Raw genomic sequence first — 13277 nt, 5'->3', positions numbered from 1 at the left:
AAATCGTCACCCCGGACCGGGTCCGGGGTCCACCATGCCGCACGACATCGGGGCGTCATGCGGCAGGGTGGCTGCCGGACCGAAGTCCGGCAGGCCGGGGAAGGAGCGAACCCCTTCCCGTTTGGTGACGAAGCCGGGCGACCGGCTCCGTCAGTGGCTCAGATCTTGCCGACGAGATCGAGCGACGGGGCGAGCGTGGTCTCACCCTCTTCCCACTTGGCGGGGCAAACCTCGCCGGGGTGCGCTGCGATATACTGTGCGGCCTTGACCTTGCGCAGCAGCTCCATCGCGTTGCGGCCGACGCCTTCCGAGGTGATTTCCATCAGCTGGATCACACCCTGCGGGTCGACGACGAAGGTGCCACGATCGGCCAGGCCCTGGCCTTCGCGCATCACGTCGAAGTTGCGCGTGATGGTGCCCGACGGATCGCCCAGCATCGTGTAATCGATCTTGCCGATCGCCGGCGACGTGTCGTGCCAGGCCTTGTGCGAGAAGTGAGTGTCGGTCGACACGCTGTAGACCTCGACGCCCATCTTCTGGAACGCGGCATAATTGTCGGCCAGATCCTCGAGCTCGGTCGGGCAGACGAACGTGAAATCGGCCGGGTAGAAGAAGAAGACCGCCCACTTGCCCGTGACGTCGGCGTCCGACACCTCGATGAACTTGCCCTGGCGATAGGCCTGGGTGGTGAACGGCTTCAGCTGGGTGCCGATGATCGACATGGGGTAGCTCCTTAGAATTGTGCGACGCATCATATATGGGATGCTGCGGCGCAGCGTGAAATGCAGAATGCCGATCTAGTACATTCACGCAGTCGATCACAGAGCCGTCAAAGATCGACTAAGGCACTGAAAGACCTTTAGAAACAGAAACGCCGGCCCGCTCGCGTTGGAGAGGACCGGCGTAAATCTGGTGGGCGCGACAGGGATTGAACCTGTGACCCCACCCGTGTGAAGGGTGTGCTCTACCGCTGAGCTACGCGCCCGAAACTGGTTCGGAAGCGGGCCTTTAAGCGCGGCGTGCCGCGCTGTCCAGCCCTGTCGGTCATGATCGGTCGATCAGTTGACCGAATCCTTCAGCCCCTTGCCCGCCTTGAACTTGGGCTGGGTCGACGCCTTGATTGTCATCGGCTCGCCGGTGCGCGGGTTGCGTCCCGTCGAGGCCTTGCGCTTCGAGACCGAGAAGGTGCCGAACCCGACCAGCCGGACTTCCTCGCCCTTTTTCAGCGCGGCCGAAATCGCGTCGAAAACGGCCTCGACGGCCTTGACCGCATCGCCCTTGACCAGCCCCGACGTGTCCGCGACCGTCGCGATCAGTTCCTGCTTGTTCATACAGTTAATCCCCCAAACAAATACCGAATTGGCAGCGATGGAATCGCGGCGCCAATCTCCAGGCAGTAACGCGGCGGCATCGTCTGCTGTCAAACGAAACCGCCGCGCGATGCTCTAACCGCGCGGTTCGGTAACGGCCATCGTGACGCGGCGAAATACATCACCGGATGCGCTCAGTGGTGAAGACCACCCCCGACCGGCGGGATCGGCGCGGGCGGCAAGGCCGCCAGCTCGTCCGCGTCGGTCCACTCGATTGCCTCGAGCGGTTCGGTCAGCGCAAGCCGCAACACCTCGTCGACATGGCTGACGGGGATGATCTTCAGCCCCTCCTTGATGTTCGCCGGAATGTCCGCGAGGTCCTTTTCATTCTCCTGCGGAATGAGCACGGTGGTGATCCCGCCGCGCAGCGCCGCGAGCAGCTTTTCCTTCAGCCCGCCGATCGGCAACACGCGGCCGCGCAGCGTCACCTCGCCGGTCATCGCCACCTCGCGCCGGACCGGCACGCCGGTCATCGTCGAGACGATCGACGTGACGATCCCGACACCCGCCGACGGCCCATCCTTGGGCGTCGCGCCTTCGGGCAGATGGATGTGGATGTCCTTGCGGTTGAACAGCGACGGCTTGATGCCATAGCTCGGCGCACGCGCCTTGACGTAGCTGAACGCGGTCTCGATCGACTCCTTCATCACGTCGCCAAGCGTCCCCGTCAGCTTCGCCGCGCCCTTGCCCGACACGGTGACGCTTTCGATCGTCAGCAATTCGCCGCCGACCTCGGTCCAGGCGAGCCCGGTGACCGCGCCGATCTGGTTCTCCGTCTCGGACAGGCCGTGGCGATATTTCTGCACGCCCGCGAACTCGGCGATGTTGTCGGGCGTGATCGTCACGCTCGTCGCCTTGCCCTCGAGGATCCGGCGCAGCGCCTTGCGCGCAAGCTTGGCGATCTCGCGCTCGAGCGTCCGCACGCCCGCCTCGCGGGTATATTGCTGGATCAACGTGCGCAGGCCCTCCTGCGTCAGGATGAACTCGCCGTCCTTCAGGCCATGCGCCTCGATCTGCTTGGCGATCAGATGCCGCTCGGCGATCTCGACCTTCTCGTCCTCGGTATAGCCCTCGAGACGGATGATCTCCATCCGGTCGAGCAGCGCCTGGGGCAGGTTCAGCGTGTTCGCGGTGGTCACGAACATCACGTCCGACAGATCGAGGTCGATTTCGAGATAATGATCCTGGAACTTGCCGTTCTGTTCGGGGTCGAGCACCTCGAGCAGCGCCGACGCGGGATCACCGCGGAAATCCTGGCCGAGCTTGTCGATCTCGTCGAGCAGGAACAGCGGGTTCGACGCCCCGGCCTTTTTCAGGTTAGTAACGATCTTGCCCGGTAGCGAGCCGATATAAGTGCGGCGATGCCCGCGGATCTCCGCTTCGTCGCGCACGCCGCCCAGCGACTGGCGGATAAACTCGCGGCCGGTCGCCTTGGCGATCGACTTGCCGAGCGAGGTCTTGCCGACACCCGGCGGGCCGACGAGGCACAGGATCGGCCCCTTCAGCTTATTGGTGCGCGCCTGGACCGCAAGATATTCGATGATCCGGTCCTTGACCTTCTCGAGCGCATAATGATCCTCGTCGAGCACCGCCTGTGCCGCCGAGATGTCCTTCTTGATCTTCGACTTCTTGCCCCAGGGGAGCCCCAGCAGCACGTCGAGATAGTTGCGCACGACGGTCGCCTCGGCGCTCATCGGCGCCATCGTCTTCAGCTTCTTGAGCTCGGCGGTCGCCTTGGAGCGCGCTTCCTTGCTCATCTTGAGCGTCGCGATCTTCTGGGTCAGCTCGGCGATCTCGTCGCCCTCGCCCTCGTCACCCTCGTTGCCGAGCTCGCGCTGGATCGCCTTCAACTGCTCGTTGAGATAATATTCGCGCTGCGTCTTCTCCATCTGGCGCTTGACGCGGCTCTTGATCTTCTTTTCAACCTGCAGGACGCCGAGCTCGCCCTCCATCGCCGCAAACGCCATTTCGAGGCGCTTGGCGGGGTCGGTCTGCATCAGCATCGCCTGCTTGTCGGCGACCTTGATCTGGATGTTGGCAACGACGGCATCGGACAGCCGGGCGGCCTCGGTGATCTCGGACAGCTGGGTCGCGGTCTCGGCGGGCAGCTTGCGGTTGAGCTTTGCGTAATTCTCGAACTGGTCGACGACCGAGCGCATCAGCGCCGCGATCTCGGGACCCTCGACCTCGGCGTCGGCGACCGTCGCGACTTCGGCGGTGAGGAAGTCACCGCTCTCGTCAAGCGTCTCGAGCGTCGCGCGAACCTTGCCCTCGACCAGCACGCGTACCGTGCCGTCCGGCAGCTTGAGCAACTGGAGCACGGTCGCGGTCACGCCCATCGTGTAGAGATCGTCGCGCGCGGGATCGTCCTCGGCCGGGTCGAGCTGCGCGACCAGGAAGATCTCCTTTTCTGCCGCCATCGCCGCCTCGAGCGCCGCGACCGATTTCTCGCGGCCGACGAACAGCGGAACGATCATGTGCGGAAACACGACGATGTCGCGTAGCGGAAGAACGGGATAGTGGGTCATGCAAGCTCCGGTACCGGACCGAACAAGGTCGGCGTCAGCTCATTATATGGTGAGGATGGCGGATCCATCAATCGCCGGGCTACGTAATCGCCGAAGCGCCCCCACACACGGTCCGGGACTCCGTCACACCATGCCGTCCTATCATGGGTGCGCCTATCGCTCTTGTATCGATCCGACCGCCGCGCAACAACGCGCCGCATGATCCCGCGCCTCCTCCTCGCCGCCAGCTGCACCGCGCTGCTCGCCATCCCCCCGGCTTCCGCGCAGCTGCCGCGCAAGGGCGAACCCGCGATCACCGCGCAGACGCAGCGTTCGGGGGGCGTGCTCACCCCCGAACAGACCGCGCTGCAGTTCGACCATGCCGATCTCGCCTTCGAGGTGCTGCCCGATGCGCAGCGGCTGAACGGCGTCGCGACGCTGCGCTTCACCGCGCGGGCGCCGGTCGCGCGGCTGCCGATCGATCTCGACCGCAACCTGCCGGTGAGCGCCATCGCGATCGACGGCGTCGCGCTGCCAGCCTCCGCCTGGACCAATCCGGAGGGGCGGCTGACCATCACGCTGCCCCGGCCGGTGCCGGCGGGCGGGAAGGTGACCGCGACGATCACCTATGGGGGCACGCCGCATGTCGCGGTGAAGGCGCCGTGGGACGACGGCATGGTCTGGTCGAAGACCCCCGACGGGCGCACCTGGTTCGCGACGACGGCGGAGGGCTATGGCTGCGACCTGTTCTGGCCGTGCCTCGACTTCCCGACCGGCGAGCCTGCGCTGGTCGATCTCCACATCACCGTGCCCAAGGGGCTGAAGGCGCCGTCGAACGGCGTGCTGGTCGGCGTCGACACGTTCGCCGACGGTCGCACCACCTGGAACTGGCGCGCCAAGCACCCCAACACCTATGGTATCGCGCTCAACGTCGGGCCGTATGAGGAGGTCCGCGGCACCTATAAGAGCCGCTTCGGCAACAGCATTCCGATGTTTTACTGGTATCTGCCCGGCGAGAAGCCGCAGGCGGAAAAGCTGTTCGCCGAATTCGCGCCGACGCTCGACTTCTTCGAGAGCATGATCGGCCCCTACCCGTTCGGCGACGAGAAGCTCGGCGTCGTCGAGACCCCGCACAAGGGCATGGAGCACCAGACGATCAACGCCTACGGCAACGACTATGCCAAGGCACCCGAGGGGTTTGACTGGCTGTTCCAGCACGAGTTCGCGCATGAATGGTTCGGCAACCAGCTGACCGCCGCCAACTGGGACGATTACTGGCTGCACGAGGGCTATGGCACCTACATGCAGCCGCTGTACGGTCAGTGGCGCGAGGGGCGCGCGCGCTATGCGACGATGCTGCAGGGTGAACGCGGGGCGATCATGAACCGCATGCCGATGACCCAGCAGCGAATCACCACCGAGGAGGAGGTGTACGAGCTCGACAAGGGCGGCGCCGGGCAGGACATCTACAACAAGGGGTCGTGGATGCTGCACACGCTGCGCAACCTGATCGGTGACACCGCCTTTTTCGACGTGACGCGCCGCGCAGTCTATGGCCGTCCCGATCCGAAGCCCGGCAACTTCACCCCCCGCTTCGGCTCGACCAAAGAATATGAGGCGATCGTCCGCCGCGTCACCGGCAAGGATTATGGCTGGTTCTTCGACGTCTATCTCCGCCAGGCGGCGCTGCCCGAGCTGATCGAGACGCGCACCGGCACCATGCTGACGCTGGCGTGGAAGGTGCCGGGGAATGGCCGCTTCCCGCTGCCGGTCGAGGTGCAGGTCGACGGCAAGACGCGGACGCTGCCGATGACGACGGGTACCGCGACGCTTGCCGTGCCGAAGGGCGCGCATGTCGTGGTCGACCCCGATGCGCTGGTCCTGCGCCGGAGCATCGCGCTCGAGGAGGTGGCCGCGTGGAAATCCGCACAGGCAGCGAAGGCGAAACCGCAATGACCGACGCATCCCCGGTCCCTCGCGAAAGCGGAGGCCCAGCAGCCGCAACCGTCGCCGCGCCCGATCCTGGGCTCCTGCGTGCGCTGGAGAACCTGTGGCCCGCCCGCGCCGCGGAGATGGCGGCGATCTTCATGGTCGGCGACGGGCTGCTCGGGCTGCTCCAGCCGCGGCGCCACGTCGATCTGTGGAAGGAGGGCGCGCTCGGCACCGAGGCGCTGGTCCAGCCGTTCGTCGACCGCCCGGGCCGCCGCCGCCTCTATGCCGTCGTCCAGATCGCCGCGGGCATCGCGCTCGCCGCCCGGCAACGCGCGCGCTGACGCGACCGGCGGCGAAGCCGGCGCGCGGTCTCAGGGGAGCGTGAAGCTGGTCGTCGTGATCCGGTGGAGCGTCGTCACCGGCCCGCGCGGCAGGCTGTGCTCGGTCATATCCTTGGCGGCGGCGGACAGCAGGTAGCGGCCCTTCTCGACGAGCGGCGGCGTGATCGCACCCGCGCCATCGGTGACCAGTTCGGTCGAGACGCGCGTCGGCGAGATCAGCGTGACCTTCGCGCCCGCGACCGGCTTCCCCTCGCGCGTCAGGACGAAGCGCGTCCCGTTCGCGGTCGCGGGTGCGATCTCGAACGGCAATTTGGTGCGCGGATCGGCACGACCGGCGCGCGCGTAGTAGATGATGCCCTCGCGCTTACCCGGATCACCCCAGGGCGCGAACACGTCGTCGTCCCAGACATGCACGTCACCCGCGGGCAGCTGCGCCTCGAGGAACCCGGCCTTGCGGACCAGCTCCGCCTGCGGGCGGGCGAGGATGCGCGGCGTCTTCAGATTGGCGAATTCGGGATCGCCGCCCGCGGGCATCGGTTCGGCAGGCTCGCCGAGATAGATTCGCGCGGGTCCTGTGCCGTCGCGCTCGACCCAGACCTCATGCGCATCCGCCGCGCCTGCTGCCATCAGCGCGAGCATCGCCGCGCCCATCCATGCCGTCTTCACATCCGCTCTCCCGCTTATTGGGTCGAAACCCGCTGAAGTGATGCTAATGCAAGTCACTCGCGGATACCACCCCAGCCGTCATCCTGAAGAAAGTCAGGATGACGGAGTGGGTGACGGATAAGCGCCCCTAGGGCACGACCGTCGTGAACAGATAGGCGGCGAAGATCACGAGGTGGAGGACGCCCTGCAGCACGGTCGTGCGTCCGGTGCCGAGCGACAGCGTCGCCACGAACAGCGACAGTGCGAGCAGCGTCATCCCCTTGGCGTCGATCCCCAGCGCAAGCGGCAGGTCAAGCACCAGCGAGACGATCGCGACGCTCGGGATCGTCAACCCGATCGTCGCCAGCGCGGAGCCCAATGCAAGATTGAGGCTGGTCTGCAACCGGTTGCGCCGCGCCGCCTTGTACGCGGCAAGACTCTCGGGCGCGAGCACCAGCGCGGCGATCACCACCCCGACGACTGCGAGCGGCAGGCCCGCGCCGAGCACGGCGGCCTCGATCGTCGGTGACAGCGTCTTGGCCAGCAGGACGACCGACACCAGCGCGGCGAGCAGCATGCCGAACGCGATTCCCGTCGCGCGCTGCGATGGCGGGGCGGCGTGCGCGTGCGTCTCAAGGTCCTCGGCGGAGGGCAGGAAATAGTCGCGGTGACGGACCGTCTGGACCAGCACGAACGTACCGTAGAGCACCAGCGAGACGATGGCGACGAATACCAATTGCGACGGCGCATAGGTCGGCCCGGTCGTCGACGAGGTGTAGTTGGGCAGGATCAGCGACAGCACCGACATCGCCGCCAGCACGCCCAGCGCCGCGCTCATCCCCTTCAACGTGAAACGCTGTTCGTGATGCCGCACCGCGCCCGCGAGCAGGCAGAGCCCGATGATGAAGTTGAGGATGATCATGATCGCCGCGAACACCGTGTCGCGCGCGAGTGCCGCGGCGTCGCCGGCATCCGACAGCATCAGCGACACGATCAACGACACCTCGATCACCGTCACCGCGATCGCGAGCACGAGCGTGCCGAACGGCTCGCCCACCTTGTGCGCGATGACTTCGGCATGATGGACCGCGGCGAGCACGCTGGCGATCAGCACCACGATCGCCGCCGCCGTCCCGATCGACCCCATCTTGGCGAGGCCGAAGAGCACCGCGACGAGCCCCAGGCCGGGTGCGATCAGCGTCCAGACCGGCAATGCCAGCCGGTCCGGCATCGTCTCCACCACCGTTACCTTCGGTTGTTCAGCCACTTCGATCGTCATGCGGTCTCCCTCGTTGCACTAAGACAACGAATGCCCGACGCCCGATAAGGGTCCGTCCCGCTGACGATCCACCGCCCACGCGGCCGCGAACGCACGCCCCGTCATCCTCACGTTCGTCAGGATGACGGACAATGAAGCGCCTTCCCGGAACAAAAAAAGGGCGCCGCTCGCTCGACGCCCCTTCCTCACCAGTATCGCCGCGGATCAGGCCGCGTCGCCGGCCTTCTTCTTCTCGGCGTAGACACGAATCGGTTCCTTGCGGCCCTCGATCACGTCCTTGTCGATCATCACCTCGTCGACGCCGTCCATGCCAGGCAGGTCGAACATCGTGTCGAGCAGGATGCTCTCGAGGATCGAGCGAAGCCCGCGTGCACCCGTCTTGCGTTCGATGCCCTTCTTGGCGACCGAGACCAGCGCGTCGTCGGTGAAACCGAGCGCGACGTCCTCCATCTCGAACAGCTTCTGGTACTGCTTGACCAGTGCGTTCTTCGGCTCCTTCAGAATCTTCACCAGCGCGTCGACATCGAGATCCTCGAGCGTCGCGATCACCGGCAGACGACCGACGAACTCGGGGATGAGCCCAAACTTGAGCAGATCCTCAGGCTCGACCGACTTCAGCGTCTCGCCCGTCTTGCGCTCGTCCGGCCCGGCGACATAGGCGCCGAAGCCGATCGACTTGCCCTGCAGACGATCGCCGATGATCTTTTCGAGACCCGAGAACGCGCCGCCGCAGATGAACAGGATGTTGGTCGTATCCACCTGCAGGAATTCCTGCTGCGGATGCTTGCGACCGCCCTGCGGCGGAACGCTCGCGGTGGTGCCTTCCATCAGCTTGAGCAACGCCTGCTGTACGCCCTCGCCCGACACATCGCGCGTGATCGAGGGGTTCTCGGCCTTGCGGCTGATCTTGTCGATCTCGTCGATATAGACGATCCCGCGCTGCGCCCGCTCGACATTATAGTCGGAAGCCTGGAGCAGCTTGAGGATGATGTTCTCGACATCCTCACCGACATAGCCGGCTTCGGTCAGCGTCGTCGCATCGGCCATCGTGAACGGCACGTCGAGGATGCGGGCGAGCGTCTGTGCGAGCAGCGTCTTGCCGCAACCGGTCGGCCCGACGAGCAGGATGTTCGACTTGGACAGCTCGACATCGGCACCCTTGGCACCGTGGTTGAGCCGCTTGTAGTGATTGTGCACCGCCACCGACAGGACGCGCTTGGCGCGCTTCTGGCCGATCACATAATCGTCGAGGACGTCGCAGATCTCCTGCGGAGTCGGCACGCCGCCGTCCTTCTTGGACACCAGCGCCGACTTCGTTTCCTCACGGATGATGTCGTTGCATAGCTCGACGCACTCGTCGCAGATGAAGACCGTCGGCCCGGCGATCAGCTTGCGCACCTCGTGCTGCGACTTGCCGCAGAACGAGCAATAGAGGGTGCTCTTCGAGTCGCCACCGCTCAGCTTCGTCATTCAATCACCTCTCGCGCATGTCGGTGCGCGTGCCGTTTCCGGGGCGGTCATCGTAACGCACCCCGGATATCCTACAATCAAATAAACCCGCTAGGCTTACGATTCGCCTTATGCAGGCTTCGCCGCGTCGTCCGCGGGGGCGGGACGCTTGTCGAAAACCTCGTCGACCAGACCGAAATCCTTCGCCTCGTTCGCTTCGAGGAAGGTGTCGCGGTCCATCCGGCGTTCGATCTCCTCGATCGGCTGACCGGTATAATGCGAATAGAGCTCGTTCATCCGCTTGCGGATGCGCAGGATCTCGCGTGCCTGGATTTCGATGTCGCTCGCCATGCCCTGTGCACCGCCCGATGGCTGATGGATCATGATCCGTGCGTTGGTCATTGCGACGCGCATGCCGGGTTCACCGCTCGCGAGCAGGAAGCTGCCCATCGAGGCGGCCTGGCCGATGCACACCGTGCCGACGCGCGGACGGATATACCGCATCGTGTCATGGATCGCCATGCCCGCGGTGACGACACCGCCCGGCGAGTTGATGTACATGAAGATGTCCTTCTTCGGGTTCTCGGACTCGAGGAAGAGCAGCTGTGCGGTGATCAGCGAGGCCATGCCGTCCTCGACGCCGCCCGTCACGAAGATGATGCGCTCGCGCAGCAGGCGCGAGAAGATGTCGAACGAGCGCTCACCGCGGTTCGACTGCTCGATAACGATGGGAACAAGGCCTGCTTGCGTCTGCTGCAGGCCGAGCCCGGCGCTGGCCAACGGGCTCGCGAAATCGCCGGTCTCGAACGGATTGTGCATGGAAATCTCTCTTATGCCCCAGTGAACCGCCAACATCGGCGCTCGCACGGGGGAGTTCAAGCCCTGCTACCCGTCAGGAGAACCACCTACCCCCCGCCCCTTCCGAGAGCGGGAGTCAGACGCCAGGCGCGGGGTAGGCCAGGTAGGCCAGCCGCCGTACCTCGCGACGGCCGCGAACGACGGTGTCGAGGATCAGCCCCGTGAACACGTTCAAAGCCGCGAAGATGCCGAGCCCGGTGATCAGGATCGCGGTCGGGAAACGCGGCACCTGATGGATTTCGAGATAGGTGAGCACCAGCGGGATGCCGAGCAGCAGTGCGAGCAGCGCGAACGCCCCGCCGATCGCGCCGAAGAACCACAAGGGCCGCTCGATCCGGTACAGCGTCATGATCGTCCGCAGGATCCGCCAGCCGTCGCCGTATGTGCTCAGCTTCGATTCGGACCCCTCGGGCCGCGCGAAATAGGGCGTCTCGACCTCGCCGATCGGCATCTTGAGTTCGAGCGCGTGGACGCTGATCTCGGTTTCGATCTCGAACCCCGCCGACAGTGACGGGAAGCTCTTCACGAACCGCCGCGAGAAGACGCGGTAGCCAGACAGGATATCGGTGAAGCTGCGCCCGAACAGCCGCGCGAGCATGCCCGTGAGCAGCGCGTTGCCGAACCGGTGTCCGCGGCGATAGCTTTCCTGGACCTGGCTGATCCGCGATCCGACGACCATGTCGAGCTGCTCGTCGAGCACGCGCGCGACCAAAGCGGGCGCGGATGCCGCGTCATAGGTCGCGTCGCCGTCCGCCATCACATAGATGTCGGCATCGATATCCGCGAACATCCGCCGGACGACCGCGCCCTTGCCCTGGATGCGTTCGGTCCGGACGACGGCCCCCGCCGCGCGGGCGACCGCGACCGTGCGGTCGGCGCTGTTGTTGTCGTAGACGTAGATCGTCGCGCCGGGCAGCGCGGCACGGAACCCCGCTACCGTCTGCGCGATCGCGGCCTCTTCGTTGTAGCAGGGCAGCAGGACGGCGATTCTCGGTTCGGTCATGCCCTGCCCTGTACAGTCGAAGACGGCGTAACGATCAACGCGTCTTCCAATCAACGCAAATCCCCGGCGGCGGCAGGGGTCCAGTTGGGGAAGGTCCATAACGAAGCTTTGCGCGCCGTCACAGCAACCTTTCCAACTGGACCCCGGCCTCCGCCGGGGAAGTGGCCCGAAAACGGGGGAGTGCCTCAGCGACGAGGCACTCCGATCGGCTTACGCCTCGGTCTTGGTCGCAGCCTTCTTGGCGCGCGGCTTCTTGGCCGGCGCGTCGGCAGCTTCGGTGCCCTCGGCATTTTCAGCCGCGACCGGCGACGATTCCATCACCGCCGTCTCGGCCTCGACCGGAGCCGCCTTCTTCTTGGCGGGTGCCTTCTTGGCGGGCTTGGCTTCGTCCGCGGCGTCCGAAGCGGGCGCCTCGTCCGTCACCGCTGCGTCATCGGCAGGTGCTGCCTTCTTCTTGGCGGCAGCCTTCTTCTTCGGCTTGTGGTTGTCATGGTCATGCACGTGCGTGCCGCTGGCGAAACCGTCCTCGCTCTCGATCGCGGCTTCCAGCTCCTCGCGGGTGGCTTCGCGGTCGGTGATCTCGGCCTTCTCGAACAGGAAGTCGACGACCTTGTCCTCGTACAGCGGGGCGCGCAGCTGGGCGGCGGCCATCGGCTCGGACTGGACATACTGCATGAACTGCTGGCGCTGCTCGGCGGGATACTGCTGCGCAGCCTGTGCGAGCAGACGCTGCATTTCCTGGTTGGACACCTCGACGCCGTTCGCCTGGCCGATCTCGGACAGGAGCAGGCCGAGGCGCACGCGACGCTCGGCGATCTTGCGGTAATCGTCGCGCTCGCCTTCCATCTCGGCCATTGCGGCCTCGGGATCGGCTTCGTGCGTGGCTTCGTGCTGGAGCTGCGACCAGATCTGATTGAACTCGGCTTCCACCATCGACGGCGGAACCTCGAAGTCATGACCCTCGGCGAGCTGATCGAGCAGCTTGCGCTTCATGTGCGTGCGCGTGAGCCCGTTATGCTCCTGCTCGATCTGACCCTTGAGCAGGCCCGAAAGCTGCTCGAGGCTTTCGAGACCGAGCGACTTGGCAAGATCCTCGTCGATCTTGCTCTCGCCTGCGGTCTTGACCGACTTGACGGTGATGTCGAACGTCGCCGGCTGACCCGCGAGCGACTTCTCCTGATACTCCTCGGGGAAGGTCACGTTCAGGACCTTCTCCTCGCCGGTCTTCACGCCGACGAGCTGATCCTCGAAACCGGGGATCAGACGCCCGGCACCGAGCTCGACGCCCATGTCGGTGCCCGTGCCGCCGTCGAACGCGACGCCATCGGCGGTCTTGCCGACGAAATCGACGGTGACGAGATCGCCCATCGCCGCGACGTAGTCGTCAGCGGCGTCGTCCCACTTCTTCTGCTGGTCGGCGAACTTCTGGAGCTGCTCGGTGACCGCCTCGTCGGCGACGGGCACGGTCAGGCGCTCAAGCTTCAGGCCGTCGATCGCGGGTGCGGGGACCTGCGGCAAGACCTCCATCTCGACCTTGACGACCGCGTCCTTGCCGAGGTCATAGCCGTCTTCCAGCTCGACCGAGGGCTGCATCGCGGGACGCAGCTGCTTTTCGGCGACGAGGCTCTGCACGCCTTCCTGGATCGCGGCGTTCAGCGCGTCCTGCGTCAGCGCGGGGCCGTGCATCTTGCGGATGAGGTTTGCCGGCACCTTGCCCGGACGGAAGCCCGGCATCTTCATCTGCGGCGCGAGGCGCTTCAGCTCGACATCGACCTTCGAATCGATATCCTTCGCAGTGATGGTGAGGGTGTAGGCGCGCTTGAGGCCCTCGTTCAACGTCTCGACAGTCTGCATGTCCGGCCTTTGTCTAAAAGAGCATTCGGGAAAAATTCA

At 65.4% G+C, this 13277-nt stretch carries 11 protein-coding genes and 1 tRNA gene; 2 read left to right on the top strand and 10 right to left on the bottom strand.

Annotation, left to right across the window (positions count from 1 at the left end; translation table 11 throughout):
• Positions 1 to 158: 158 nt before the first annotated feature.
• The 4 genes from ahpC to lon all read right to left on the bottom strand — a co-directional run bounded on the left by ahpC (position 159) and on the right by lon (position 3898).
• Positions 159 to 722 (bottom strand): alkyl hydroperoxide reductase subunit C, encoded by a 564-nt coding sequence (gene ahpC / locus ASE89_RS17710; RefSeq protein ID WP_031396422.1) that lies wholly within the window; start codon positions 720 to 722, stop codon positions 159 to 161.
• A 188-nt stretch (positions 723 to 910) separates the two neighbouring features.
• Positions 911 to 985, bottom strand: a tRNA-Val gene (locus ASE89_RS17705).
• A gap of 73 nt (positions 986 to 1058) precedes the next feature.
• The gene (locus tag ASE89_RS17700) at positions 1059 to 1331 is read right to left on the bottom strand and encodes an HU family DNA-binding protein (protein WP_031438963.1); all 273 of its coding nucleotides are present in this window, start codon (positions 1329 to 1331) and stop codon (positions 1059 to 1061) included.
• A 173-nt stretch (positions 1332 to 1504) separates the two neighbouring features.
• A complete protein-coding gene (gene lon, locus ASE89_RS17695) occupies positions 1505 to 3898 on the bottom strand; it encodes an endopeptidase La (RefSeq protein ID WP_056680308.1) in 2394 nt (797 codons plus the stop codon).
• Positions 3899 to 4096: 198 nt separating this feature from the next.
• On the opposite strand from lon, the gene ASE89_RS17690 reads away from it, so the two are divergent.
• Positions 4097 to 5833, top strand: coding sequence for a M1 family metallopeptidase (locus tag ASE89_RS17690; protein ID WP_056680305.1), 1737 nt, complete (start codon positions 4097 to 4099; stop codon positions 5831 to 5833).
• Positions 5830 to 6150 carry a hypothetical protein gene (locus tag ASE89_RS21330; protein WP_236701854.1) on the top strand — a complete coding sequence of 107 codons (321 nt, stop codon included), beginning with the start codon at positions 5830 to 5832 and terminating at the stop codon, positions 6148 to 6150. The genes ASE89_RS17690 and ASE89_RS21330 overlap by 4 nt, the downstream gene beginning before the upstream one ends.
• A 30-nt stretch (positions 6151 to 6180) precedes the next feature.
• Here the strand turns inward: ASE89_RS21330 and ASE89_RS17680 are convergent, their stop codons facing one another.
• From ASE89_RS17680 to tig, 6 genes are all read right to left on the bottom strand, one after another.
• Entirely contained in the window at positions 6181 to 6816 is a 636-nt protein-coding gene (locus ASE89_RS17680) for a DUF4198 domain-containing protein (RefSeq protein WP_236701853.1), read from the bottom strand.
• A 127-nt stretch (positions 6817 to 6943) separates the two neighbouring features.
• Positions 6944 to 8074 carry a calcium:proton antiporter gene (locus ASE89_RS17675; protein WP_197975092.1) on the bottom strand — a complete coding sequence of 377 codons (1131 nt, stop codon included), beginning with the start codon at positions 8072 to 8074 and terminating at the stop codon, positions 6944 to 6946.
• A gap of 204 nt (positions 8075 to 8278) precedes the next feature.
• Positions 8279 to 9544: an ATP-dependent Clp protease ATP-binding subunit ClpX gene (clpX, locus tag ASE89_RS17670; RefSeq protein WP_031396414.1), complete on the bottom strand. Its 1266-nt coding sequence runs from the start codon at positions 9542 to 9544 to the stop codon at positions 8279 to 8281.
• A gap of 108 nt (positions 9545 to 9652) precedes the next feature.
• The gene (locus ASE89_RS17665; protein ID WP_056680303.1) at positions 9653 to 10342 is read right to left on the bottom strand and encodes an ATP-dependent Clp protease proteolytic subunit; all 690 of its coding nucleotides are present in this window, start codon (positions 10340 to 10342) and stop codon (positions 9653 to 9655) included.
• Between the two features lie 115 nt (positions 10343 to 10457).
• Positions 10458 to 11384, bottom strand: coding sequence for a glycosyltransferase family 2 protein (locus ASE89_RS17660; protein ID WP_056680300.1), 927 nt, complete (start codon positions 11382 to 11384; stop codon positions 10458 to 10460).
• A gap of 210 nt (positions 11385 to 11594) precedes the next feature.
• Positions 11595 to 13238 (bottom strand): trigger factor, encoded by a 1644-nt coding sequence (gene tig, locus ASE89_RS17655; protein ID WP_031396411.1) that lies wholly within the window; start codon positions 13236 to 13238, stop codon positions 11595 to 11597.
• Positions 13239 to 13277 lie beyond the last annotated feature (39 nt).

It is taken from the genome of Sphingomonas sp. Leaf30 (assembly GCF_001422525.1).
GTDB lineage: Bacteria > Pseudomonadota > Alphaproteobacteria > Sphingomonadales > Sphingomonadaceae > Sphingomonas > Sphingomonas aerolata.
Note: the sequence above shows the minus strand (reverse complement) of the source record. Positions and strands in the feature narration are given on the sequence as shown.